Source organism: Pseudomonas sp. StFLB209, from assembly GCF_000829415.1.
Classification (GTDB): Bacteria; Pseudomonadota; Gammaproteobacteria; order Pseudomonadales; family Pseudomonadaceae; genus Aquipseudomonas.
The window spans coordinates 5022529-5048228 of the sequence record NZ_AP014637.1 but is presented as its reverse complement, the minus strand read 5'-3'; the positions used below and the strand labels follow the sequence as shown (position 1 = coordinate 5048228).

Annotated in this window: 24 protein-coding genes; 13 read left to right on the top strand and 11 right to left on the bottom strand. The window is 59.1% G+C overall.

Features of this window, described 5'->3' with window-relative positions:
* Window positions 1-347 precede the first annotated feature (347 nt).
* A complete protein-coding gene (locus tag PSCI_RS22670) occupies window positions 348-1220 on the bottom strand; it encodes an EamA family transporter (protein WP_045491318.1) in 873 nt (290 codons plus the stop codon).
* A gap of 63 nt (window positions 1221-1283) precedes the next feature.
* On the opposite strand from PSCI_RS22670, the gene PSCI_RS22665 reads away from it, so the two are divergent.
* Complete coding sequence (locus PSCI_RS22665) at window positions 1284-1796, top strand: MarR family winged helix-turn-helix transcriptional regulator (RefSeq protein WP_045491316.1); 513 nt, start codon at window positions 1284-1286, stop codon at window positions 1794-1796.
* A gap of 57 nt (window positions 1797-1853) precedes the next feature.
* On the opposite strand, the gene PSCI_RS22660 is transcribed toward PSCI_RS22665, so the two are convergent.
* On the bottom strand, window positions 1854-3353 hold the full coding sequence (locus PSCI_RS22660; protein WP_045491314.1) for a CoA-acylating methylmalonate-semialdehyde dehydrogenase: 1500 nt from the start codon (window positions 3351-3353) through the stop codon (window positions 1854-1856).
* 166 nt (window positions 3354-3519) lie between these two features.
* Here PSCI_RS22660 and PSCI_RS22655 point away from each other — a divergent pair, with 166 nt between their 5' ends.
* On the top strand, window positions 3520-4461 hold the full coding sequence (locus PSCI_RS22655) for a LysR family transcriptional regulator (protein WP_045491312.1): 942 nt from the start codon (window positions 3520-3522) through the stop codon (window positions 4459-4461).
* 183 nt (window positions 4462-4644) lie between these two features.
* Here the strand turns inward: PSCI_RS22655 and PSCI_RS29260 are convergent, their stop codons facing one another.
* The gene (locus PSCI_RS29260) at window positions 4645-5388 is read right to left on the bottom strand and encodes a hypothetical protein (protein WP_144403310.1); all 744 of its coding nucleotides are present in this window, start codon (window positions 5386-5388) and stop codon (window positions 4645-4647) included.
* A gap of 294 nt (window positions 5389-5682) precedes the next feature.
* On the opposite strand from PSCI_RS29260, the gene cycA reads away from it, so the two are divergent.
* Together cycA and PSCI_RS22640 are read left to right on the top strand one after the other, a co-directional pair.
* Window positions 5683-7104 (top strand): D-serine/D-alanine/glycine transporter, encoded by a 1422-nt coding sequence (gene cycA / locus PSCI_RS22645; RefSeq protein WP_045491307.1) that lies wholly within the window; start codon window positions 5683-5685, stop codon window positions 7102-7104.
* 66 nt (window positions 7105-7170) lie between these two features.
* Complete coding sequence (locus PSCI_RS22640; protein WP_045491304.1) at window positions 7171-8361, top strand: MFS transporter; 1191 nt, start codon at window positions 7171-7173, stop codon at window positions 8359-8361.
* 70 nt (window positions 8362-8431) lie between these two features.
* On the opposite strand, the gene PSCI_RS22635 is transcribed toward PSCI_RS22640, so the two are convergent.
* Window positions 8432-9787, bottom strand: a complete 1356-nt coding sequence (locus PSCI_RS22635; RefSeq protein WP_231906473.1) for an amidohydrolase family protein — start codon at window positions 9785-9787, stop codon at window positions 8432-8434.
* Window positions 9788-10079: 292 nt separating this feature from the next.
* Between PSCI_RS22635 and PSCI_RS22630 the strand changes: the two genes are divergently transcribed.
* The 4 genes from PSCI_RS22630 (at window position 10080) to PSCI_RS22615 (ending at window position 12464) form a co-directional block, all read left to right on the top strand.
* Complete coding sequence (locus tag PSCI_RS22630; protein ID WP_045491298.1) at window positions 10080-10949, top strand: sugar phosphate isomerase/epimerase family protein; 870 nt, start codon at window positions 10080-10082, stop codon at window positions 10947-10949.
* A gap of 211 nt (window positions 10950-11160) precedes the next feature.
* Window positions 11161-11448, top strand: a complete 288-nt coding sequence (locus tag PSCI_RS22625) for a chorismate mutase (protein ID WP_052483481.1) — start codon at window positions 11161-11163, stop codon at window positions 11446-11448.
* 45 nt (window positions 11449-11493) lie between these two features.
* The gene (locus PSCI_RS22620; protein ID WP_045491296.1) at window positions 11494-12108 is read left to right on the top strand and encodes a dTMP kinase; all 615 of its coding nucleotides are present in this window, start codon (window positions 11494-11496) and stop codon (window positions 12106-12108) included.
* Window positions 12105-12464, top strand: coding sequence for a TfoX/Sxy family protein (locus PSCI_RS22615; RefSeq protein WP_045491295.1), 360 nt, complete (start codon window positions 12105-12107; stop codon window positions 12462-12464). The genes PSCI_RS22620 and PSCI_RS22615 overlap by 4 nt, the downstream gene beginning before the upstream one ends.
* 3 nt (window positions 12465-12467) lie before the next feature.
* Here the strand turns inward: PSCI_RS22615 and PSCI_RS22610 are convergent, their stop codons facing one another.
* Window positions 12468-13364 (bottom strand): LysR family transcriptional regulator, encoded by an 897-nt coding sequence (locus PSCI_RS22610; RefSeq protein ID WP_045491293.1) that lies wholly within the window; start codon window positions 13362-13364, stop codon window positions 12468-12470.
* Window positions 13365-13510: 146 nt separating this feature from the next.
* Between PSCI_RS22610 and PSCI_RS22605 the strand changes: the two genes are divergently transcribed.
* Window positions 13511-13936: a VOC family protein gene (locus PSCI_RS22605; RefSeq protein WP_045491292.1), complete on the top strand. Its 426-nt coding sequence runs from the start codon at window positions 13511-13513 to the stop codon at window positions 13934-13936.
* A 49-nt stretch (window positions 13937-13985) separates the two neighbouring features.
* On the opposite strand, the gene PSCI_RS22600 is transcribed toward PSCI_RS22605, so the two are convergent.
* From PSCI_RS22600 to glyA, 5 genes are all read right to left on the bottom strand, one after another.
* Entirely contained in the window at window positions 13986-15332 is a 1347-nt protein-coding gene (locus PSCI_RS22600) for a GntT/GntP/DsdX family permease (protein WP_045491290.1), read from the bottom strand.
* A 157-nt stretch (window positions 15333-15489) separates the two neighbouring features.
* Window positions 15490-16386: a formyltetrahydrofolate deformylase gene (gene purU, locus PSCI_RS22595; protein WP_045491287.1), complete on the bottom strand. Its 897-nt coding sequence runs from the start codon at window positions 16384-16386 to the stop codon at window positions 15490-15492.
* 11 nt (window positions 16387-16397) lie between these two features.
* Window positions 16398-17300, bottom strand: a complete 903-nt coding sequence (folD, locus tag PSCI_RS22590; protein ID WP_045491284.1) for a bifunctional methylenetetrahydrofolate dehydrogenase/methenyltetrahydrofolate cyclohydrolase FolD — start codon at window positions 17298-17300, stop codon at window positions 16398-16400.
* Between the two features lie 104 nt (window positions 17301-17404).
* The gene (locus tag PSCI_RS22585) at window positions 17405-18736 is read right to left on the bottom strand and encodes a D-serine ammonia-lyase (RefSeq protein ID WP_045491281.1); all 1332 of its coding nucleotides are present in this window, start codon (window positions 18734-18736) and stop codon (window positions 17405-17407) included.
* 63 nt (window positions 18737-18799) lie between these two features.
* Window positions 18800-20071: a serine hydroxymethyltransferase gene (gene glyA / locus PSCI_RS22580; RefSeq protein ID WP_045491278.1), complete on the bottom strand. Its 1272-nt coding sequence runs from the start codon at window positions 20069-20071 to the stop codon at window positions 18800-18802.
* Window positions 20072-20215: 144 nt separating this feature from the next.
* Between glyA and PSCI_RS22575 the strand changes: the two genes are divergently transcribed.
* Window positions 20216-21115, top strand: a complete 900-nt coding sequence (locus PSCI_RS22575; RefSeq protein WP_045491275.1) for a LysR family transcriptional regulator — start codon at window positions 20216-20218, stop codon at window positions 21113-21115.
* A 344-nt stretch (window positions 21116-21459) separates the two neighbouring features.
* The gene (locus PSCI_RS22570; protein WP_045491273.1) at window positions 21460-22500 is read left to right on the top strand and encodes an amino acid ABC transporter substrate-binding protein; all 1041 of its coding nucleotides are present in this window, start codon (window positions 21460-21462) and stop codon (window positions 22498-22500) included.
* A 116-nt stretch (window positions 22501-22616) separates the two neighbouring features.
* Here the strand turns inward: PSCI_RS22570 and PSCI_RS29255 are convergent, their stop codons facing one another.
* Window positions 22617-23066: a hypothetical protein gene (locus PSCI_RS29255; protein ID WP_144403309.1), complete on the bottom strand. Its 450-nt coding sequence runs from the start codon at window positions 23064-23066 to the stop codon at window positions 22617-22619.
* Window positions 23067-23510: 444 nt separating this feature from the next.
* Between PSCI_RS29255 and PSCI_RS22560 the strand changes: the two genes are divergently transcribed.
* A complete protein-coding gene (locus tag PSCI_RS22560) occupies window positions 23511-24578 on the top strand; it encodes an aromatic ring-hydroxylating dioxygenase subunit alpha (protein ID WP_045491267.1) in 1068 nt (355 codons plus the stop codon).
* A gap of 34 nt (window positions 24579-24612) precedes the next feature.
* Complete coding sequence (locus PSCI_RS22555; protein WP_231906471.1) at window positions 24613-25695, top strand: 2Fe-2S iron-sulfur cluster-binding protein; 1083 nt, start codon at window positions 24613-24615, stop codon at window positions 25693-25695.
* Window positions 25696-25700: the final 5 nt, after the last annotated feature.

The window sequence follows — 25700 nt, the reverse complement described above, 5'->3', positions numbered from 1 at the left end:
TCCGTTGTTGTTATTGGTGCTTGCCTGGAACAGGAGACTAGGGCGGTTGCAACGAGGGGAATAGCGTAAAAATGCGCAGTGCGGGGAGAGGACTTGTACAAATGTATGAATGTATACGTGCAGGTGGTGCTTGAGAGTCGAACGGGGTGCCATCCTTGGCACTCATCGCCCATGGGCTGCAATCATTACCAGGCCAGTAGCCCTCGACATTGGAGAAAGTCCACGACCGGCTGTCGGTCCCAGCAGGGGCAGGCGCACCGATTCACGTGCTGCCTCTTCCTGCGAACCGATGAGGTCGAAAGATTGACGATGCGCCCGGCGGCAGAGCGCAGTTGGCCGAGGACGGTTTAACGCCCCCGTGCCGCCGTCCATTGCACCGCAAACACACTGGCCAGCACGATGACCAGGCCGATCAGGGCGCTGCCGGTCATTGACTGGCCAAGCAGTGCCCAGCCCAGCAACACTGCCGACAATGGGCTCAGCAGGCCCAGTGATGCCACCGCCACGGTCGGCAGGCGGATTACCCCGCGAAACCACAGCACATAACCGAGCAGACTACCGGCCAGGCTGAGGTAGGCGTAGGCCGCGTATTGCGCGAGGGTCAACGGCGGCAGAGGGGCATCGGCCAGCCAGGCGACCGGTGCCAGCAGTACGCCGCCAATCACCAGTTGCCAGCCGGTGAGGGCCAGGACTGGCATCTGCAACTGCCAGCGCCGGGTCAGCCATACACCCAGCGCCATACACGTGGCGCCCAGCAAGGCAGCGGCCATACCCACCGGTTCAAAGATCGTCTGCGGCGACAGCAGCAGTACAGCCATGCCCATGACGCCGAGCAGCGCCGAACACCAGGTCGCCAATGCGGGTGAACGGCGCTCCACCGCCCAGGCCAGCAGCATGACCAGTAACGGTTGGATCGCACCCAATACCGCCGCCAAACCACCCGGCAAGCGATAGGCTGCGACGAACAACAGGGCCTGGAACACCCCGATATTCAGCGCACCCAGCACCAGAAGGCGCCAGACGTTTTGCCGGGAGGGCATTTGCCGGGTGTAGAGCAGCAACAACAGACCCGCCGGCAATACCCGGATGAGCGCTGCGGTGAAGGGCCGGTCAGGCGGCAGGATTTCTGAAGTCACGATATAGGTCGAGCCCCAGATGGCGGGTGCCAGAGCGGTCAGCAGGATATCGCGCCATTGTGGGTGAGTATGGGTTGCGGTCATGATTTTATCTTCAACTCAAGGTAATATGATCGTTGCTCAACAACTACCTTGAAGTCAAGATAAATGACAGATTCGGCCAAGCAACGACCCCGCGATGCGGTGGACACCATCCTGGAACAGTGGCACCGCGAACGCCCCGAGCTGGACACCACGCCCATGGGGCCGATCGGGCGGATCAATCGCTGCGCAGCGCTGCTGACCCCGCGCCTGGAAGCAGGTTACGCCGCTTACGACCTGAGCGTCTGGGAGTTCGACATGCTCGCCACCCTGCGTCGCTCCGGCGCGCCGTATTGCCTGAGCCCCACGGCGTTGTTCTCGACCCTGATGGTGACCTCCGGAACCATGACCCACCGGTTAAAGCGTCTGGAAACCCGTCAGTTGATCGAGCGCGTGGCCAACCCCGATGACGCGCGCAGCCTGCTGGTGCAGTTGACGGCGCAGGGCCTGGCGTTGATTGATCGGGCAGTTGAAAGCCATGTGGAGAATGAGCGGCGCCTGCTGGAGACATTGCCGGCTGACGTGCTGGTTGAGCTGGATGCCAGCTTGTCGCGGTTGTTGCGGGTGTTGGAGGGGTAGAACAAGTTGCGGTTTTTCGCGGCTGAAGCGGTGATCCGCTTCAGCCGCGAAAGCAGATTACTTGGCAACCGGCATGGCGAACTCAGCGCCTTTCTCGATGCTTTCCGGCCAGCGCTGCATGATCGACTTCTGTTTGGTGTAGAAGCGTACGCCTTCGCTGCCATAGGCGTGCATGTCGCCAAACAGGCTCTTTTTCCAGCCGCCGAAACCGTGCCAGGCCATTGGTACTGGAATCGGTACGTTGATACCGACCATGCCGACTTCAATGCGGCGACCGAACTCACGGGCGATGTTGCCGTCGGCGGTGAACAGGCTGACGCCGTTGCCGAACTCGTGGTTGTTGACCAGTTCCACTGCCTGACCGAAGTCATCCACGCGCACGCAGCTCAACACCGGGCCGAAAATCTCTTCGCGGTAGATGGACATTTCCGGGGTGACATGGTCGAACAGTGTCGCGCCAAGCCAGAAACCGTTTTCCAGACCGGCTTCGGCAGGTTTGAAGTCGCGGCCATCAAGCAGCAGCCTGGCACCGGCAGCCACACCTTGTGCGATGTAGCCGGTGATGCGCTTGCGGGCCACATCAGTGACGATCGGGCCCATTTCGGCTTTCAGGTCACGGCCATCGGTGACGCGCAGTTGCTTGGCGCGCTCGATCAGGGCCGGGATGATCTTGTCGGCCACATCACCGACCAATACGGCCACCGAGATCGCCATGCAGCGCTCACCCGCACTGCCGTAAGCGGCGCCCATCAAGGCATCGACGGTTTTCTCGATATCGGCGTCGGGCATCACCACCATGTGGTTCTTGGCACCGCCCAGGCCCTGGACACGCTTGCCATTGCGGGCGCCGGTCTCGTAGATGTACTGGGCAATCGGTGTCGAGCCGACGAAGCTCAGTGCCTTGACGTCCGGGTGCTCCAGCAGCGCGTCGACCGACTCCTTGTCGCCTTGCACCACGTTGAACACGCCTTTGGGCAGACCGGCCTCACGCAGCAGCTCAGCCATGAACAGCGACGCGCTCGGGTCGGTCGGGCTTGGCTTGAGGACGAAGGTATTACCAGCCGCCAGGGCGATCGGGTACATCCACATCGGGACCATCACCGGGAAGTTGAACGGCGTTACGCCGGCCACCACGCCCAGTGGTTGGCGTACGGTCCAGTTATCGATACCCCGGGAGACCTGGTCGGTATGGTCGCCCTTCATCAGGTGCGGAATACCACAGGCGAATTCGATAATGTCGATACCGCGCTCGACTTCGCCTTGGGCATCAGTGAACACCTTGCCGTGTTCGGCGGTGATGATGCGCGCCAGATCATCTTTACGTTCCTGCAGCAATTGCAGGTAACGGAACAGTACCCGGGCGCGACGGATTGGCGGCGTCTCGCTCCATTCAGCGAATGCCGCCTTGGCCGCAGCAACGGCTTCGTCGACCGTCTTGCGGCTGCCGAGCGCAACTTTGCCGGTCACTTCACCGGTAGCCGGGTTGTAAACGTCCTGATAGCGGTCGTCGCGGCTGACACGGGCGTCATTGATGTAATGTTCGATGGTCTGGCTCATGAGTACCTCTTGGTTGTTGTTCGCAAGATGGATTCACGATAACCCTTGAATTTGTTCGCAACCAGACCAGAATAGCGAACTCATTGTTTTGAATAGCGAACAATAGGCATCGTCGGATCCGGTTTTAACGCAGCGATGGCAACGAAGGTCATTTTAGAGGTGCTCAATGGAACATACAGAAATCGAAGGCCTCTGGACCCATATCCGCTGGCTGGCTGTACTGGAAGAGCAGGGCACTTATACCGCCGCAGCGACGCGCCTGGGGGTCAGCAAGTCGGTGGTCAGCCAGCGAATTGCGGAACTGGAAAAGGCCACCGGTACGCAACTGGTAAACCGTACCACCCGCAGTGTGCGCCTGACCCAGGCCGGTGAAGCCCTGACCCGCGAGGTGCGCGACGCCTACGCGCAGATCGCCCGCAGCTTCTCGGCGGTACGCGAATCATCCGGCACGCTGCGTGGCTTGCTGCGCCTCACCGCTCCAGTGGCCTTCGCCCGCCAGCAACTGGTGCCGCTGCTGCCGGCGTTTCTCGAACGCTACCCGCAAGTGCGGGTGCAACTGGAAGTCTCCGACGCATTGACCTCTATCGCCGCCGAAGGCTTCGACCTGGCGATCCGCCACAGTTTTCAGATCCCCGACACCCATGTGGCCTGGAAGCTGTGCGACACCGCTTCAGTGCTGGTGGCCAGTCAGGGCTACATTGCACGCCATGGGGAACCACACAGCCCGGAACAACTGGCCAGCCATAACTGCCTGTTTTACCCGCGTGGCGGTGATCAACCGGTGTGGACTTTCGAACGCGCCAAGCGGGGTAGCACTGAGCCAGAGCGCCTTAGCGTGCCGATCACCGGCAACTTCGCCACCAATAACAGTGAAGCCCTGCGCGATGCCGCTTTGCAGGACACCGGGATAGCCCTGCTACCCGACTTCAGCGCTCAGGCGGCGCTGGCCCAGGGCTCGCTGCAACGGGTGCTGCCAGACTGGACGCTCAAAGGGGCATTTGCGGGCGAAATTCACCTGATCCGCCCGTACTCGCCGCACGTGCCCAAGGCGGTGGGGGCGCTGGTCAGTTATCTACGTGAGCGGCTAGGGAAAGGTTTTCACGCATAGACAGACCTGTACATCGCCGAGGATCCGGGCTAACGCCAATACTGGTCACTTAGGTACTGTGAGCCCCCAGTGGGAGCGAGCTTGCTCGCGAAGAGGCCAGTAAAAACACTACATCTGCTGCGGATGTGCCGCCGTCTTCGCTGGCAAGCCAGCTCCCACCGGTCTATGGGGGCTAACGACCATTCAGTTCTTGGGGCGCACCACAATACCGCTGTAAGCATCGCGGCATTGCAAGTCGACAGAGTTACGCTCAGCACTTCTGATGCTCACCGGCCCCCGAACAAATAAGGATACCGTTTGACCGTCTTTTAGCTCGTTGAACAGGGAGTGCCCCTGTCTCACTCTGAAAATCAAGGGTTTCGCAGGTGTATGGTCTTTGAATTTGCACAGGCTTTTAACGTAGTAATCCCCTTTGAAAAGATTAACCTTCGCATCGCCGAATGCGATATGCGGCCCGGTTGTCAGTTTGTCAACGTCGTCTGTCAATGTACTGAAAGCTGCAAAGGCACTGAAATAATTGAGCGCCTGCCCACCAATATCCAATGATGTGGAGTGACGCTTGTTGATGCTCATCCTGTGCCAAGCATCAATCACTTCCTCTAGCGTACCTGGATGCTGGATTGGTGACGTACGCACCTGTATGGCTAACGTCCGCATTTGTTCGACTGACGGCCTGGATTTTTTGTCTTGCTTCGGTAGCTTCCCCAAATGACTAGGAACAACTGAAACTGGCTCATCTGCTGCAAACTGCTTACGCACACCAGAGAGGGAGCCTGATTCGGTCTTCTTCTTTTCGTTCCGGCATCCTGATGCATGAGACTGGGGAGCGCGAAAGAAATAGTTCTTTTTCTTTGCCGGTATGACTTCTGCGAGACAACGCTGATCGGGGCAGAAAAAAATACAAGTCATTCTCGTGAGCAAACTCAACAGACACATTACCCTGCAGTTCCCAGCAAATAGCAGAAATCATAAGCTCTTCGGTCATCGGAATTTTCTCCCCCTCTGATGAATACCTATATTTGATTGGTCGACAATACGCTTTTGATGCTCTTGAGACGGCCTTGATCCACCCTCTCTTCCTTTCAAAAAAATCACCTGAACCCTGGAAAGCACACGCGCAAAGATATTGACATCCTCCCCGCCCTTTAGGGCGGGGAGAATGTCAAGAAAGGGGGTGTCATTGATGGTATAAAAACAATTCGAAACACAAGGAAAGAATTCATGACAACCCCGCTTCACGATCACCCCGCGCAAGAACCTGACGAACACGCCCTCAAACGCAACCTTTCCAATCGCCATATCCAGTTGATAGCCATTGGCGGCGCCATTGGTACCGGCCTGTTCATGGGCTCGGGCAAGACCATCAGCCTGGCCGGGCCGTCGATCATTTTCGTCTACATGATCATCGGCTTCATGCTGTTCTTCGTCATGCGCGCAATGGGCGAGTTGCTGCTGTCGAACCTCAACTACAAGTCCTTCATCGACTTTTCTACCGACCTGCTCGGTCCGTGGGCGGGCTTTTTCACTGGCTGGACTTACTGGTTCTGCTGGATCGTGACCGGCATCGCCGATGTCATCGCCATTGCCGCCTATACCCAGTTCTGGTTCCCGGAGGTGCAGCCCTGGATACCAGCGCTGGCCTGCGTAGCCCTGTTGCTGTCGCTGAACCTGCTGACAGTGAAAATGTTCGGCGAGCTGGAGTTCTGGTTCGCGATGATCAAGATCGTCGCCATTTGCGCGCTGATCTGCACCGGCCTGTACATGGTGATTGCCAGCTACCAGTCGCCGAGTGGCGATGTGGCGTCGTTGAGCAACCTGTGGAACGACGGCGGCATGTTCCCGCATGGTTTGATGGGCTTTTTCGCCGGTTTCCAGATCGCGGTGTTTGCTTTTGTCGGTATCGAACTGGTGGGCACCACCGCCGCCGAAACCCGCAACCCGGAGCGCAACCTGCCACGGGCGATCAACTCGATCCCGATCCGTATCATCGTGTTTTATGTGCTGGCGCTGATCACCATCATGGCGGTGACGCCGTGGCGTGACGTGGTGCCCAACAAGAGCCCGTTCGTTGAATTGTTCGTGTTGGCCGGGCTGCCGGCGGCCGCTGCTGTGATCAACTTCGTGGTTCTGACTTCCGCAGCATCGTCGGCCAACAGTGGGGTGTTTTCCACCAGCCGCATGCTCTACGGCCTGGCCATGGAAGGTGACGCGCCGAAGCGCTTCGGTACGCTATCGCGCAGCGCCGTGCCGTCCAACGGCCTGATCTTCTCCTGCATCTGCCTGACCTTTGGCGCAGTGGTGATCTACCTGATGCCGAGCATGATCGAAGCGTTCACCCTGATCACTACGGTCTCGGCGCTGCTGTTCATGTTTGTCTGGTCGATGATCCTGCTGTCGTACATGGCCTACCGCAACCAGTGGGGGCATCTGCATCAGGCCTCGAAATTCCGTATGCCCGGTGGCGTGTTCATGTGCTGGGTGTGCCTGGCGTTTTTTGCCTTCATCCTGGTGTTGCTGGCGCTGCAAGCCGACACCCGTCAGGCGCTGCTGGTGACGCCGGTGTGGTTTGTGGTGCTGGGCGTGGCGTACCGGGTGCGTCGTCAGAATACAGCGCACGCAAAGGTTGGGTATAAGGCGGACTGAGGTTTGCCGATGTTGTAACGCGGGGCAATAGCCAGCGCCCCGCGGGCTGCTACACAAGGACAGCATATGCTCACCGTACTCAAGCAGTACCCCTCAGGCGTTAACCTGCTGCTGGCCAGTGCCTTCGTACTGACTCTGGGGCGGGCGATCACGCTACCGTATCTGGTGCTCTACCTGAGCAGCCGTTACCAGTTGAGTATCGCTGCGGTGGGTACCACGGTGGGCTGCGCGCTGGTGGCCGGGTCCTTGCTGAGCCTTTACGGCGGTTATTTGACCGACCGTCTCAAACCCTATCCGCTGATTCTGGGTTTTACCGGCTGCTTTGTCGCTGCATTCATCGGCATGTGTGTGACCTCGAACCTGATCCTGTTCTTCCTGGCGCTGGTGCTGTTCAACTTCGCTTACTCGGTCATCGACATTACTGCCAAGGCCGCCTTCGGACGCCTGCTGCCCAGCCATGAGCAGAGCCGGGTGTTCTCATTGCGCTATACCCTGATCAACATGGCCTACGCCGTCGGTCCGTTCATCGGTGCGGCGTTGGCGGGGGTTAACATGAGCCTGCCGTTTGTGCTGTCGGCAGCGCTCGGCGCGGGGTTCTTCTGGCTGTACATCCGCTACGGCGACCGCGAGCTGGGCTGCGCGCCGGCCCAGACCACGCCATTTTCCTTCGCCCAGGTCGGCAAGGTGCTGCTCAACGACCGGCGCCTGGTGTGCTTCACCCTGGGCGGCATTCTCAGCGCCGTGGTGTTCGGTCAGTTCAGTGCCTATTTGTCGCAATACCTGGTGGTGACCAGCGACCCGCAGCGGGTTTATTCAGTGATCACCACCTTGCTGGCGGTCAATGCCTGCGGGGTGATTACCTTGCAATACTGGGTCGGCAAGCGCATCGACGCGCAGCACCTGACCCGTTGGCTGATGGCCGGGCTGGTACTGTTTCTCGCAGGTTTGGCCGGTTTCTCCATGGCCCAGAGCCTGACCGCCTGGGCCTTTGCCATGCTGCTGTTTACCCTGGGCGAAATCATTGTGTTCCCTGCCGAGTACATGTTCATCGACCGTATCGCCCCGGCGTCGCTGCGCGGCATGTACTTCGCGGCACAGAACCTGTCCAACCTCGGCGGGGCACTGGGGCCGATTGTCTGCGGTCTGGTGCTCGCCGTCTGGCCGGCGCCGATGATGTTCTATGTGCTGGCAGGTTTTCTGATTGTCGGGGGCGCGCTGTACTTGCTGGGCGGGTCTTTGAGTGAAACGCGTCGGTAAAAGATAACGATCAGTCAGGCAATACACAGCTGTAGCGCACAATCCAGGCGCCAACCGCGCTGATTGCACCTTACTGACTGCGCTCTACCAGACCACGAGCGGCCTCGGCGGACTCGCGCAACAGCTGCGGCATATCCACCCCCTCCAGCCGGCCGTGTTGCTTGATCACGCGGCCATCTACCAACACCGTGCTGACGTTTTCAGGCCGCGCCGAGTAGACCAGCAACGCGGCGGGATCACCGCCTGCAAAACCGGCCAGGTTCAGCGCCGTCAGGTCGATGATCTGTACATCAGCCCGTTTGCCCGGTGCCAGGGTACCGGTCTGCTTCTCCAGCCCGAGGGATTCAGCACCACCGCGGGTCGCCATTGCCAGCAGGCTGCGCGGGTCCGGGGCGCGCTCGTCGCGCTGGCTGCCGCTCCAGGTCAGAGCGGCCAGGCGCAGGGTGGCGAACATGTCGGCACTGCCCGCCAACGAGTTGCCATCAATGCCCAGGCCCTGACGCCGCACGGCAGCGAACCGGTCCAGCGCGGTCAGGCCATAGCCGACACGGTGTTCGCTCAAAGGCGTCAGGGCCAGACTGCCCCCGGCTTTTTCCAGCGCCTGCAATTGTGCGGCAGTGGCGTCGGTGGCATGCACGATTGTCAGGCCGGGATACAGATAACCGCGCTTGATCAACGCGTCGAACATCGGCCCTGGCTCGCCGCTGACATGCACCTGGATCGGCAGCCCCAGGCGTCGCGCGGTGTCGTATTCGGCCTGGCGCATGGTCCAGTTAGCCGCATCGCCACGGTCACGCGGCAGACGCCAGGCGAGGCCAAGCTGTACCCGTGCTTCGCTGCCTTGGCGTCTGGCCAGGTTTTGTAGTTGTTGCAGGTCGATGGGCTGTCTGGTGGTCTTGTCCGGCCCGCCGTAGAACATCGTCGCCCGGATACCTGCATCCTGCAGCGCCCTTAACCCGGCCTCGCCATGGGCCGGCGAGCGCACATTATCGAAAAAATCCCCTGTGGCGGTAATACCGCCGTGGAGCAGCTCCAGCGCACCCAGACGCATCGCAGCATAGGTATCCTCAGGCGTCATCGCAGCTGCCAGTCGGGAGCTGACCGGGAAAAACTGCCCCTGCTGGTTGCGAAACTGCCCACGCATCAGCGTTACATAAAGATGGTTATGCGCATCGACAAAGCCTGGCAGTACCACTTGCCCGCGGGCATCAATACGCCGGGCATTTCCGGCTTGCAGGTCATGGCCTACGGCAACGATACGACCGTCACGGATCAGCACTTCACCGTTATCAAGATCACCCAGTGCCGGATCCATGGTCATCACCCGACCGCCGTGAATCAGCACGGCCTCGGGTGAGTCCTGAGCCATAGCGGACTGGCACAACGTAAACAACAGCAACAGCACGGCGGCGATCGGTGATTTCACAGGCACGGTCCTTGTTCAGCAAAAAAGAGAAGGGCAGCCTAAAAGTAGACAGGCCCCCGAAGCAGTACGTTCGCATGGGCTTTCATGCAAGGAGCAATCTGAGCGAAGGCTCTACCACGGGTGTCTAGGAACCGTAGCGAATGATCCGGATGAACGCCAACCGCAGCCGCACCTGATAACGGGCCATCACGCAATTGACAGCCTTGCTTGGCAACGCATAAATTCCTGCCACTGAGGCGTGTAACCGGTTACACGCAGAAACGGATTTTCTGTCACTCAAAAGGAAGTTGTGATGCGTTTGATCAAGAAACTGGCGCTGGCCACTGTGGTTGCCGGCAGCCTGCTCAATGGCAGCCCGCTTATGGCGTCACCAGGTGCAGACAGCAAAATTGCCCTGCAGATGTACACCCTGCGCAATGTCGGCACGCTCGACCAGCAGTTTCTGATGGCTCGTAATGCCGGGTTCACGGCGGTGGAGCTGGTTGGCGATCAAGGCGTCAGCAGTGCCGAGCTGAACCGGCTGCTGGCCCAGTACAACCTCTCAGTCACTTCCGCACACGTGCAACTGGACGCCTTGCGCAGCCAGATGGCTCAGACCATTGCTTTCAATCAGGCGATTGGCAACAAGGTGCTGGTGGTGCCTTATCTGCAACCGGCCGATCGCCCGACCGACGCGGCGGGCTGGAAGAGGCTCGGTAAAGAACTCAACGCGCTGGGCAGCACCTTGCGCAAAAGCGGCTTGCAACTGGCTTATCACAACCACGACTTCGAAATGAAGACCTTTCGTGGCAAGACCGGCTTTGAGCTGCTGGTGGACGCCACCCGCGCAGAAAACCTGGCGCTGGAGATCGATGCCGCCTGGGTGTTCCGTGGTGGTCAGGACCCGGTCAGGCTGATCCAACGCTATGCAGACCGCCTGTTTGCCCTGCATGCCAAGGACAACTCCGGCATCGGCCTGCGCGACGACGAGATGAATTTTGCCCCTGTGGGGGAAGGCTTGCTGGCCTGGGACGAGATTGTCAGCGCGGCCCAGCAACGGGCCAGGCCTGTCTATGTGGTCGAGCATGACTTGCCCAAGGACGCCGATGCGATCATTCGCGCCTCGAAACTGAGCCTGGAGCGGGAACTGGCTCAAGCGTGGCGCGGCAGGAAACTCGACTAAGGCGGGGCAAATCAGGAGCAATGTGCGACCTCTTACCGCCAGCGCAAATCGAGCCTGCACCAATTGACCTGATTACGGCTGGGCTGCAAATGACGCTTGAGCAGGTGTTTGTGCAGTCGCAGGCACAAAGTCGCAATGCGCTAAGGGCCTTCTGGTGTAGGGTGTGTCCGATTCTGGCCGTCAATCTACTAACAACCTGGAGGCAACCTGCGTGAGCAGCCATGAACTCGGACAATTAAGAGCAGAGATCGATGACCTGGATGAGCAGATCATCAAACTTCTGGGGCAGCGTTTCATCGCCACTGGCAAGGTTGGCGTGATCAAGGCAGCACAGAGTCTGGAGGCAATAGACCCGGCCCGTGAAGCCGCGCAAGCGCAGCGTTACAGCGCATTGGCCGAACGTTATGGCGTTGATGTTGACCTTACGCAAAGACTGTTCAGAGGCGTGATCGACGAAGTCGTGGCCAATCACCGGGTCATTCGCGAAAACGCCTCGTGAATGCCAGGCGCTCTCTGAATTGATCCGCGACCTGAGCCTTGCACAATGAACCGCTCGCTGTTTATTTCAATGGACGGCCCCAAGGGCACCGGCAAGACCACCTTGCTGGAAGCTGTGACCAAAGCCCTGCGGGCTGACGGTAAAAAAGTCATTCGCCTGTCTGAAAGAAACCTCGATCCGCATCGGGGCGAAATCATGGCGCTGGTGAACACGCTGGCCAGAAACCCGTGCCCGGACCTGGAATGGCAGGTCTGTGAGCGCTTGGCCGACAGCCGCGCCTGGATTTCGCGTAACGTGCTGCCAGAGCAACCCGCAAACAGCATCATCCTGATTGATCGCTGGTACCCGTCCGATGCCGCATTTCGCCGCAGCGTGCCGTTTGATCAGATTCTGCGGTTGAATATCGAGCGCGGCGTGCAAATCCCGGACCTGCATATCGGGGTGCTTACCGCGCCGGAAATTTCATGGGCGAGGGCGGCGGCACGTACACGGGGGCTGAGCAGCACGGTGATTCATCGGCTGGACGAGCATGTGGCCTGCACCGAAGCGTTCGAGCGTGCGGTTGACGAGCATGGCTGGGTGTTGTGCCGTAATGAGGGGACAATCGAGGAGGCGACCAAGCAGGTGGTTGCACACATCATCAGGAGCGCTCGAACATGAATGAACTCGCCGCCTACATCGAGGACATTTTCGCTCTGTTCGGGCCTGTGTCTCTGCGCCGGATGTTCGGCGGGCACGGGATTTTTCGCGATGGGGTGATGTTCGGCCTGGTATTTGACGGCACGCTGTACCTGAAGGCTGATGCAGAAAACATTGCAGCCTTCGAACAGCAAGGGCTTGAGCAGTTTACTTATACCCGGCAAGGCAAGCTCGTCGGGCTGTCTTACTACCGGGCGCCGGATCATCTGATGGAAGATCCCCATGACGCGGTGCGCTGGGCACAAGGCTCATTTGCCGCAGCGCTGCGTGCCGATCGTAAACGTGCACAGCGAACCAAACGCCACCCGGCGTTTTAACACTCAAGCTGCTGGTGAAGTGCCAGGCGCAATCTGCCGGGCCAGCGCTTCAATCTGCTCGGCCAGAATCATTACCGGCTCGTTCATGTTGCGATTGTGGTGATGCACCAGGCCGATGTTTCGGTAGAACGTGTGTTCGCCCAGATCCAGGCCGCGTACACCTTGCGGCCAGGCCACATGCCCGAGTGTTTCCGGAACCAGGGCCACACCGACGCCATTGGCTACCAGTTTCACGATCGCATCGAGTTCATCCAGTTCGCTCACTTCACGCGGGGTGAAATGCATCTTGCGCAGGAAGCGATCCACTTGCCGCCCACCGAAAGAGGTGCGGTCGTAGCGGATGAAAGCCTGCGAGGTGATCAACTCGGCCCAGTCATCGTTAGGCGTATTTTCCGGCACCAGCAGACGGTAGGGCTCCTTGGCCAACGGTACCCATTTCAGGTCACTCTGCAATGAGAACGCCGGTTGGATGATCACCGCCAGGTCGATCTCGCCGGCATCGACCTGGTCGAGCAGTTCCATCGACAGCCCAGGCAGGATTCGGCTGCGGAAATTCGGCCATTGATGATGAAAACTGGCCAGGGCACTGGGCAGCAGCATGCGTTGTATCGAGGCGATGGCGCCCATGGTCACCCGCTGCGGCGCCTGGGTTTCCGGGGCAGGGGAGCCGAGGTTGTTGTACATGCGGATCAGCTCGTGCGCCTGTTGCAGGGTTTGGTACCCCACTGCGTTGAGCTGGGCGCTACGCCCGCTGCGATCGAATAACTCCAGGCCCAGCTCAGACTCCAGGCGCGCAATCTGGGCGCTCACGGCAGCCTGGGTGAGGCCGATCTTGTGCGCCGCAGCGGCAAATGTGCCGTCACGGGATACGGCAATCAGGGTCTTGAGCTCGCGGATCATTGATAAATATTATTTGTTTATTTCCAAAAAATATATTGTTTTTCTTGTTCCTCGGCTAGCCCTATGATGAATTCACGGCATGCAGTCGGGCGCCAGGCCCGCGCGGCCTGAAGCGTCCAATAAAACGATAAAGTCCGGAGTCACTGATGAGCCTTTCTCCTTTCCACCTCGCGATTCCTGTTTACGACCTTCCTGCGGCACGCGCGTTTTATGGCGAAACATTTGGCTTGCCTGAAGGCCGTTCGGCGGCGACCTGGGTCGACTTCGATTTCTATGGCCACCAACTGGTGATTCACGAGCACCCCAAGACGGTCGGCCAGGAGTCCGCACACACCAACCCGGTCGATGGCCATGACGTACCGGTGCCGCACTTCGGCATCATCCTGAGCTGGGATGAATGGGAAGCGCTGGCTGACCGTCTCAAAGCGCGCGAAACCCAATTTGTGATCGAGCCTTACGTGCGCTTCAAAGGCCAGGTCGGCGAACAGGCCACCATGTTCCTGTTTGACCCGTGCGGTAATGCCCTGGAGTTCAAAGCGTTCAAGGACATGAGCCTGCTGTTCGCCAAGTAAGTGTCTCTAAGAACGTAGGCGAGGCAGCCAACGCACGGTGAACGAACCTTCAGCCGACAAAGTAATTCAGGGTCAGGGTCGCCAACAAGGCCACCAGCGAGGCGACCAGAGTTGCACCGGTAAATTTCTTCAGTGCCTCTCCAAGCGAAACGTTGAGGTATTCCTTGACCACCCAGAACGCGGAGTCCGTGACATGGGCCCAGCCTATGGAGCCGGCACCGATTGCAATCACCAGGATCTCCGGTTTCAGATTCGGGTCAGCGGCCAACATCGGGCTGATCATGCTGGCAGCGCTGACCATGGCGACGGTGGCCGAGCCGACAGCGAAGTGCATCAGCCAGGCGATAAACCAGGCCAGGATAACCAGGTTGATGTCAGTGTCGGCCAACAAGCCGGATATGGCTTTGCCTACACCGCTTTCGATCAGCACGGCATTGAAGGCTCCGCCGGCACCGATGACGAAGATGATATTGGCCAGCGCCGGAAAGCTGCGCTGTGTGGTATCGAGCAGCTCAGCCATGCTGCGCGACTGGCGCAAACCCAGCGACCAGTAGGCGAATGCTACGGATATCATCAGTGCGGTAAGCGGATTGCCCACGAACTGCGCCACATGTTGCACGGGCGAGTCGCTTGGCAAACCAGCGGCTGCGGTTTTACCGACCATCAGCAGCAAGGGTAGGGCGATGGTGAACAGGGTGATGCCCATGCCGGGCAGCACGCGCTGCACTTGCGCGGATGCGCCGTGGGAGGCAAGAAAGGCTTGCTGATGATCACTGGCGCTGCGGCTACAGAACAGCCTGACCCAGACGGGGCCCGCGATGATAATGGTTGGCACAGCGACCAGCAGGCCGTAAAGAATCACCTTGCCCACGTCGGCATGCAGCATTCCGGTAATCGCCATGGCGGCGGGGTGGGGCGGCAGAATGCAGTGGATGGTGAGCAGCGAGATGGCCAGCGGGATACCCAGGTACATCAAGTTGATCCGGGTTTCACGGGCGACCACATACACCAGCGCAATCAGCAGCACGAAGCCGACTTCGAAGAACACCGGAATACCGGCAACCGCCCCGACAATGGCCATGACCCAGTGGGCGCGTTGCGGCCCGAGGTTGTCCAGCAGGGTCTTGGCCAGGCGCTCGGCACCGCCGGACTCCTCCAGCATTTTGCCGAGGATCCCGCCCAGGCCGATAATCGCAATAAGAAAGCCCAGCGTCCCGCCGATACCGGCTTCCAGCGAAGCGACGATCCTGGCTGCCGGCATCCCCGAGCCGAACCCGACCACGAAACAGGCAATGATCAACGCGATGAACGCATGCAGTCGCACTTTCATGATCAGGAAAATGATCAGCGCAATGGAGGCGAACAAAACCCCTAACAACCAGCTAGTTTCTTGCATTGTATGTCTCGCATCTTGTTGTTTTATCGGTGCCGCGAATGGCCCGGCCACCGCAGATTGCAGGCAGCCGGGATCCACACCGGGCCGTTGGCAACGGGGCCCCAGGCACAGAGGGTGTAGCGCTGCCAGCGGCAGCCGGGAGGTTTGAAAGGGGCTATCAGCCGATGTGCTCAGCGCTGTAGGAGTCAGCCGAAGGCGCAAACACGATGGTCTTGTTCCGGTTCAGAAATACCCGGCCATGCACGTAGGCGTGAATAGCCCGGGCCAGCACCTGGCTCTCAACGTCGCGGCCCAGTGAGACGTAATCGTCAGGGCTCATCGCATGGTTGATACGTACGATGTCCTGCTCGATGATCGGCCCTTCATCAAGGTCGGCAGTGACGAAATGCGAGGTGGCGCCAATCAGCTTCACACCACGGTCAAACGCCTGCTTGTACGGGCTTGCACCTTTGAACGAAGGCAGGAACGAGTGGTGGATATTGATGATGCGCCCTGACATCTGCTGGCACATCTGATCCGAAAGGATCTGCATGTAGCGCGCCAGCACGATCAGTTCCGCCCCGGTTTCCCGCACGATGCGCATCTGCTCGGCTTCGGCCTGGGCCTTGTTTTGCGGGGTCACCTTGATGTGGTGATAGGGAATGCCATGACCTTCGACGACTTTCTGGAAGTCCAGGTGATTGGAGATCACCCCGACAATGTCGATTGGCAGTGCACCGATGCCCCAGCGGTACAACAGGTCGTTCAGGCAGTGGCCGAAGCGCGAGACCATGAGAATGACTTTGCGCTTGGTGCGCTCATCGAAGAATTCGTGGTGCATCTTGTACTTCTCAACCAGCGGCTGAAATTCCTTCTCCAGATCCTGCAACGAGCGACCTTCTTCGGAGCGGAAAGTCAGGCGCATGAAATAGCGGTTGGTGCTTTCGTCGTCGAACTGGGCGCTGTCGCGAATGTTGCAGCCGCGGCTCGACAGAAAAGCAGTGAGGTCCGCCGTCACGCCGCGGATCGACGGGCAGGTAACGCAAAGTACGTAATTGTTTTTGATCGTGTTCATCTGAAATCACCTTAAACGGCAACGACGGCCTTTGTTGTTACGTGATGATGTTGGCGTTTGAACGCAGTGACCGTATTGGCCAGCAGGCAAGCGATGGTCATCGGTCCGACACCGCCAGGCACCGGCGTGATGGCGGCCGCGTGGCCGGCTTCGTCGAAGGCGACATCACCGACGATTCTTGAACGCCCATCGCGCTCGATACGGTTGATGCCCACATCGATGACCACTGCGCCGGGCTTGATCCAGTCCCCCTTGACCAGCTCCGGACAACCTGCCGCGACCACCAGAATATCGGCGCTACGGCACAGCGCAGGCACGTCCCGGCTCTTGGAGTGAGCCACTGACACGGTGCAGTTCTCGGCCATCAGCAATTGGGCCATGGGTTTGCCGACAATGTTGGACTTGCCGACCACCACGGCATTGAGGCCCTCCAGGTTGCCCAGCCGATCCTTGAGCATCATCAGGCAACCCAACGGGGTGCAAGGCACCAGAGCATCCTGCCCGGTCGCCAGGCGACCGGCATTGAGGATATGGAAGCCATCGACATCCTTGTCGGGGTCAATGGCGTTGATCACGGCATGCGTATCCAGATGCGCAGGCAATGGCAACTGGACCAGAATGCCGTTGACTTCACTGGCCGCATTGAGCGCGTCAAGCAGCGTCATCAGGTCTGCCTGGGCCGTATCGGCAGGCAATCTGTGCACGAAAGACTGCATACCGATTGCCAGGGTCTGGCGGTGTTTGGCACTTACGTAGACCGAACTGGCCGGGTCTTCACCGACCAGCACGACCGCAAGGCCTGGGGTCAGTCCGGTAGCTGCCTTAATGTCATTCACCTCATCGGTGAGTTGATTGACAAGGGTGGCTGCAAACCCTTTCCCGTCTATGCGCTCTGCCAGGAGTGCTGTGTTCATGGCGCTATTACCTCTGAAACTGGGCGTGGGGTATTGGCGGCGTCAAACCACAACCGCCAGGCGTGTGGCGGCGCTTGTCTGCGCAGGTTCTGGCGCTCCTACGCTCAACTGGCTGCGACCAGCGAGGCGCCGTGCGCCATGAACTGCCCGAATTGCGCTTCAGGCACAAAGGCACCGCCAGTGGTCCAGATCACGTGGGTGGCTTGGGCCAGTCTGTCGCCAAGGCCATGAGCGTGCTGGTAGGCACGGCCCTGTTCGCTGTCGACAATGAACGCCGGCCCCGCAAAACCGGCGGTGGCCGATGGCTCAAGGCGAATGCCCTGGGTGGTCTGGGCCTGCCACAGCCAGCGAAACAGATCGTCATCGGCCACGGTGAACACACCGGACAACAGCGGTTTCATCACCTGGGCAACAAACTCGGACATACGTGCCACGGCCATGCCGTCCGCTTCGGTCTTGTTGGTCAGGCCCACGTCATAGACCGACACCAAGTCCTTGGAGCCGCTCATCATGTGCACCAGCGCGCAAGGCGACTGCACTGGCTCGACGAAAAACGGGTGGGCGGCGTCGCCGAAGATCGCTTTCAGCCCGTAAGCCACGCCACCGGGTGCACCACCGATGCCACAAGGCAGGTAGATGAAAAGCGGGTGTTCAGCATCAACGCTCACACCGGCTGCCTGCAGTTGAGCGGCCAGTTCACTGGCAGCAGCGCTATAGCCGAAAAACAGCACTTGCGAGCGCTCGTCGTCGACGAAGTAGATGCTCGGGTCGGCCTCGGCATCAATGCGGGCGTGCTCCACCGCGGTGGTGTAGTCCGCCTGGTGCTGAACCACTTCCACGCCCAGCCGAGTCAGGCGTTCAACCTTCCATTGCTTGGCGTCTGCCGACATGTGCACCATGGCGCGAAAACCCAGGGCCCTGGCGGCTATACCGACGCTCAGGCCCAGGTTACCGGTGCTGCCTACGGCAATCGTGTGCTGCGCGAACAGGCGGCGGGCCTGCTCGCCGGCCAATACGGTGATGTCGCCGCCCGGCGTGAGAATCCCACGCTGTTCGGCCATCTTTTTGGCGTGCATGAACACTTCATACACGCCGCCACGGGCCTTGATCGAGCCGGCCACCGGCAGGTCGCCATCGGCCTTGACGAACAGCCGGCCGTACTTGGCGGCTGAGTAGCCGATTGCAGCGCGCAAGTCTTTGGCTTCGATCAACTGCGATTGAATACGGCCCTGGGCCTGGGCCAGTTCGGGAAAACAGTGTTGCAGCAGCGGCGCCAACAGTCGCCAGTTGGCCTCGGCATCCTTGACCTGACTGGCACGCACCGGCAGCTGTGCCTGAGCGATACCATCGGCTGTCAGGTCCGGGTTGAGCCACAGCGCTGGACGGCCAGCCAGCACATCGTCGCGTGCCGGATCATTGGGAAGCTGGATTGTCATTGTTGTATTCCTGCGACTTGAAGTATTTGCGGGCCAGAAGGCACCTGGCCCGCCAAGTGATGCTCAAGGGTAGATAGGGAACTCGGCGCACAGGCCGGTCACTACCTGTTTGCTCTTTTCGATCAGCGCTGCGCGGGTGGCTTCGTCGGCACTCTGGGCCTCGAAAATGTCGGCGATCAAATGGCCGATGGCTTCGAACTCCTTGGCACCAAAACCGCGAGTGGTGCCGGCAGAAGAGCCAAGGCGCAGGCCTTTCCACTCCGATGGCTTGGCACTGTCGAAGGGGATCGGGTTCTTGTTGGAGGTGATGTTGATGCTCGACAGCGCATCCTGAGCGGCCTGGCCAGTCAGGTCCTTGGACGAAACATCGACCAGCACCACATGGGTATCGGTGCCGCCGCTGACAATGCGCACGCCGCGTTTTTGCAACACCTCAGCCAACAGCCGGGCATTGGCCTTGACGTTGGCGCCGTAGGTCTTGAACTCATCCGTCAAGGCTTCCCCCAGGCAGACCGCCTTGCCTGCGATGGTCGCCAGGTGGGCGCTGCCCTGTACACCTGGGAACACGGCCGGCTGGATCTTCTTGAACAGGTCTTCGCGATTGGTCATCACCAGCCCGCCACGCGCACCGCGCAGGGTCTTGGTGGTGGTGCAGGTAACGATGTCGGCATGCGGAATTGGCGAAGGGTGCACACCGGCCGCCACCAGACCGGCGAAGTGGGCCATGTCGACCAGATAGGTCGCGCCTGCCTTGTCGGCAATCTGGCGCATGCGGGCAAAGTCGATTTCCCGTGGATATGAAGAACCGCCGCAGATGATCAGTTTGGGCTTGTGCTCCAGCGCCAGGGCTTCGACGTTGTCGTAGTCAATGCGGCCGCTTTCACGGTCCACACCGTACGACACAATGCTGAACCAACGGCCCGACTGGTTAGGCTTGGCGCCGTGGCTCAGGTGGCCGCCGGATGCCAGATCCAGGCTCAGCACCACATCACCCGGTTGCAGCAGGGCAAAAAATACCGCCTGGTTGGCCTGAGTACCCGAGTGCGGCTGGACATTCACATAGCCCACGTCGAACAACTGCCTGGCACGGTCGATCGCGGCCTGCTCGATAACGTCGGCAAACTCGGCGCCGCCGTGGAAACGCTTGCCTGGGTAGCCTTCGACGGTCTTGTTGGTAATCACCGAACCCAGCGCTTCAAGCGAAGCCAGGCTGACCGAGTTCTCGGAAGCGATCAGTTCGATCTGGCCCTGCTGGCGTTTCTTTTCATCGGCCAGAGCTTTGAATACCAGTGGATCGCGTTTGGCGAGAGTGTCATTGAAGTAGGAATGGGTCATTACGGCGGCACCTTTTTTGTTTAAAGGATCGGGGTGTTTTCCAGCCTACAAGCGGTGCATAATCAAAAAAAGCGAATAATATTTCAGTGATACATAAGCAGAACTTAATGATCTGCTGCCTGTATCTGACAGGGTGGAAGGTTCATGGACATCAACAAACTGGGTGCACTTCGCGAACTGGCCGTGCGTAAGACCATGGCCGCCGTGGCCGAAGCCCTGCATGTTTCGCCCTCAGCGGTTTCGCAACAAATCTCGATGCTTGAACAAGAATTAAGTATCGATCTTATTGAGCGGCGCGGGCGCGGTGTGGAACTGACCATCGCCGGCAGGAAGTTGGTCGAAACGGCCAACCGGATTTTCGAAGAGCTTGAATCGGCGCGGGCTGACATGGCCGAGTTGAAGAAAGTCGTTGCTGGCGATATCCGGGTAGCGGCTTTTCCTTCGGTAGCGGCAGCCCTGATGCCCAAAGCGATCAAGCGGCTGCACGCAAGCTATCCGATGCTTGAAGTGCTGTTCGAGGAGATGGAGCCGGAAGAGGGGATGAATGCCCTGCGCAGCTGGCAAACCGACATCGCGATAATCGACGATTTGAACGTGCCTGCCGGCTTGCTGGACCCCGGTATCGAGATTACCCCGCTGATCGAAGACGTGTTCGACGTGATGATGTCGCCGGACCATCGGCTGGCCGGGCTGGAGCAGGTGACCTGGGCGGACCTTGAACACGAACTCTGGGTCATGGACACCGCCTCGTCGACCTATACGCGGATGCTCACCGATGCCTGCCAGCGCTCGGGCTACAGCCCCAAGATCATGGCCCGCTGCAAAGGTTACGAGGTTACCAGTGCGCTGATTCGCGAGGGCTGCGCCATTGCGATCGTTCCTGGGCTGCGCGCCCGCTTCGATATGCAAGGGGTACGGGTCTGCCGGCTGGTTCCGGAGATTCGCCGGCGGATTTCCATCGCCTACCGGCGCGGCGAAAAGAAAAGCCCGGCACTGCAGGTGTTCATCCGCTGCCTCAAGGAACACGCCCAGGCGTTCCAATGAGCACCAATTGGTAAGCCCTGCTTATGTACCCCTGAAGAATTATTCGCTTTTTATCTGATTCAACTAACGCTAGGGTTTTAGCAGGTCCGTTATTCAGCCCGTTGTTTGTCCGGTCGGGCAACTAACGACACTGGATGCAGGGCGGGTCGTTAAGTAGCGCGTGTTGCTGAAAATAATAATAGGGCCCCAGATGCCACACTCACTGTCCGTTCGTAATGTTGTCTTCGGGCCATAACAGCCTGTCTATTGTTTTCTGCCGCTGCAAATGAGTTTGGGTTTCTATCTGCCGGGTGGTTTAGCGCCGGGCTGGAAGCATCATGCTGTTTTCAAACAGGGCACTAAAAATGAAAAAACACTACAAGATCTTGAAACGCGCTTCGTCACTGGCAGGTATTGGCCTGCTGTCGATATTGTCGCTGGACGCCATAGCGGGCGTCACTCTGGACAACATCAAGAAAAAGGGCTTTGTGCAGTGTGGTATCAGTGACGGGCTGCCCGGTTTTTCTGCCGCTGACAGCAAAGGCAACTTCCAGGGTTTTGATGTGGATGTATGCCGGGCCGTGGCGGCGGCGGTGTTTGGTGATGCAAACAAGGTCAAGTACACCCAGTTGACGGCCAAGGAGCGTTTTACGGCCTTGCAATCGGGTGAGGTGGACATGCTGTCGCGCAGCACCACCTGGACATCCTCGCGGGACGGCTCGATGGGCATCCTGTTTGCCGGCGTGGCTTACTACGATGGCCAGGGTTTTCTGGTCAACAAGAAGCTCGGCGTAAAAAGTGCCAAGGAGCTGGATGGCGCGACCTTCTGTATTCAGGCCGGCACTGTGACGGAACTCAATCTGGCTGATTACTTCCGCGCCAACGGCTTGAAATACACGCCCATCTCTTTCGACACCTCCGATGAGTCGTTTAAAGCCCTGGAGTCCGGGCGCTGCGATGTACTCACTGCCGACCAGTCACAGCTCTATGGTCAGCGTCTGAAACTCGCTGCGCCTGATGATTTCGTGGTCCTGCCTGAAGTCATCTCCAAAGAGCCACTGACCACCGCTGTGCGGCGTGGTGACGAAGAGTGGTACTCGGTCGTGCGCTGGACCCAGATTGCCTGGCTGAACGCCGAGGAGCTGGGTGTCACTTCGAAGAATGTCAATGAACTGGCCAGGACCACCAAGAACCCTGACGTGGCGCGCCTGCTGGGCGTCGAAGGGGCACTGGGCAAGGATTTGAATTTGCCGAATGACTGGGTGGTGAAAATCGTTGCCCAGGTGGGTAACTACGGCGAGTCATTCGAGCGAAGCCTGGGGCAGGGCAGTGAGCTTAAAATCAAGCGTGGGCTCAATGCGCTATGGACCCAGGGCGGCTTGCAGTACGGTCCGCCGGTTCGCTGATCATTTATTCTCGTCAAACAAACCGCTTGGGCGCTTTGGTGACCCTGCTACAGCGCCAAGCGTGTTATGAACAGTTTGCCGCCAGGCGTTATCAGCCCGGTGTGATTGATGACACGCTAATCGAAATTCCGTGTGCGCTGGCAGTTGAACACCAGATTGCTGATCTGACCGTGAGATGTACTGGCCCGTACCACAAGGCCATTAGCCTCCAGACTGCCAGCCGGAACGCTAATAGTGATCTGATGCGGTGTGCTGCTGATGGTGTGGGCAGCGTTGTACGTCTGGAAACCGGAAAAACTGTAGCGGGCAAGACTGACGCTGTCGGCATTCACCGGATCCCCGCCGTGGGCTTGTCCACTGTCGGTGAACGTCAAGGTCAGGGTATCTCCAGCTAAAAAATCCGATGCCGGGTATCTATTTTTAGCAAGTGACAACGAGGTGGCGCCCGATAAATCGTTAACAGCCGCACAGCCGGCTGACAACGCGAATGCCGGAGATACAGAAAACACGGTGCAGAGACCAACAGCCAACCCGACACAGAGTTGCCTGGAAAATACATTGCTCATCGTTCACCTACACATTGTGAATATCCTTGTAGGCATCGGCGCGGTATTGCTGGACTTTAAAATCTATCGTGTAGGTCGATTGGCATGTACTGAAGCCAGGCCCGAGGCTTATGGGCACGTTTAAATTGCAGGAGCGAGCTTGCTCGCGAAAGGGCCGGAAAAATCAGCACATAGCGATGGGTCTCAGCGCCGCCTTCGCGACCAAGGTCGCTCCCACCGGGGCATACCACCGGACCGCGCGCGCCTTGATTGTTGTGGGTGTTCGAAAAGTCCAAGGCGACCTACAGGCTAAAAAATCAGTCAACCATTGCCTCAAACACCTTGGACAATCGCCCGGCCGCAGGGCAAAAAAGGTTTAGAAAAACTAAAGCATCCCTTAATTTTCTAACGCTCATCTACTGATAGGGTGGCAACTGCCATAACAATAAAGATGAGGGCTTATCCATGTTTCTGCGTAATGCCTGGTATGTAGCGGCCAGCGAAAAGGAGCTGGGCGAGCAATTGCTGGCACTGACCATTCTGGGCGAACCGGTGGTGCTGTATCGCAAGAGCGATGGCACTCCTGTCGCCCTTGAAGATGCCTGCCCGCATCGCAAGTTGCCGTTGTCCATGGGCCGGCGCATCGGGGACCAGCTTGAGTGCGGCTATCACGGCCTGACCTTCGACTGCTCTGACAGTTGCGTAAAGGCGCCCGGCAGCACGCACATTCCCAAAGGTGCGCGGGTTCACAGCTACCCGCTGGCGCTGCGCTACGGGCTGATCTGGATCTGGATGGGCGATATCGAGCAGGCCGACCAGGCGAAGATCTGCGACGTGCCGGAATGGGGCGATCCGCAATGGGGGCTCAACCGCGGCGATAGCATGGTGGTGTCGTGCAACTATCTATACGTGACTGACAACCTGCTTGATCCTGCGCATGTTGCCTGGGTGCATCAAAGTTCGTTCGGCAACGCTGCCTGCGCCAGCGAGCCGCTCAAAACCACGGTCATTGATGACGGAGTGATCGTGTCGCGCTGGATGCGTGATGTCGAGGTCGCGCCGTTCTACGCCAAGTTCGTCAAATTCAGCGGCAACGGTGATCGCAAGCAGCACTATGAAGTCCGCTATCCGTCGCAGGCCATTATCAAGGCGGTGTTCACGCCGGCAGGAACCGGGACTGATGACGGCGTCCTGCATGAGCAGGTATTTCTGATGAACTCCTATAATTTCATGACCCCGATCGACGAGGCGAACACCCGTTATTACTGGTTTCAGGTGCGCAACTTCGATACCGACAATGCCGAGGTCTCGCGGCAGTTTGATGAGGATGTGCGGCATGCCTTTGCCGAAGACCGAGTGGTTCTGACGGCTGTTCACCAGGGCATGACCAACAAGCGCAGCCCGAACATTGACCTGGCCAGTGATGCTGGGCCGCTACGGTTTCGCCGCAATCTGGCCAGGCTGATTGCCCAGGAACAGGACAACAGCTTGATTACGCATCAGCCACCTGTGGTCAGCGCAGTGGGGGGCTGAGATGGAACAATCCAAGGGATTCAGGGGTTACCGGGTGGTTGCCAAAACGCAGGAAAGTGCGGTCATCACCTCGTTTGGTTTGCAACCCGTCGAACAGGGCGCCGCTGCGGTTTTCATTCCGGGCCAATTTCTGACCCTTCGTCTGGCCGACCACGAAGGCGTCAGCGTGATACGCAACTACAGCCTGTCAGGCGACCCTGGGAACACCTCGCAGTGGCGGATCTCGGTCAAGCGAGAGTCGGCCCCCGTAGACCGACCCGATTTACCGCATGGCTATGCTTCGGGCTTCTTGCATGAGCAGACCCAAGTTGGTGATGTCCTGCAGCTCGCCGGCCCCATGGGTGCTTTTACTCTTGACCAGAACAGCACTCGACCGGTGCTGCTGTTCAGTGGCGGCGTCGGGCTGACGCCGATGGTCAGCATGTTGCACTGGCTCAGCCACAACACTGCGCAGCCGGTGTATTTCATCCATGCCTGCGAAAACGGCAGCGTACATGCCATGCGTGATGAAGTGCTGGAGCTGGCTAACCGGCGGCCGGGGATTGACGTGCATTTCTGCTACCGAAATCCGTCGGACCAAGACCTTGAGCGTGGCGCTTGCCACAGTCAGGGATTGATCGGCCGGCAGACCTTGCAGGCGTTGTTGCCGCTGGATGACTACGAGGTCTACCTCTGTGGACCGCCGCAATTCATGCAGGTCAACTGGCGACTGTTGCGTGAGCTGGGAATAAGCGCAGAGCGCATTCACTACGAGTTCTTTGGACCGGCGACGGTTCTGCGCGATGAACAGCAACACCTGTCCCAGCCGACAGTGGCCGAGCCTGCAACGCCGCTACACGTCGATGATTCAGCCGCACAGGCATCAACCGTGAAGTTTTTGCCCTCCGGGATCAGCATCGCCTGGAACCCTGACTGTCACTCGTTGCTGGATCTCGCCGAGCAAGCCGGCCTGGCCCCGGTATTCGATTGCCGGGCCGGGATATGCGGCACATGCCAGGTGGGTCTGAGACAAGGGCAGGTGGAGTACTTCGAAGAGCCGCTTGAGCCGTCGGCCCAGGGTGCGATGCTGCTGTGCTGTTCACGCCCGCTGGGTTCAGTGGTCGTGGACCTGGGCTGAGCCGC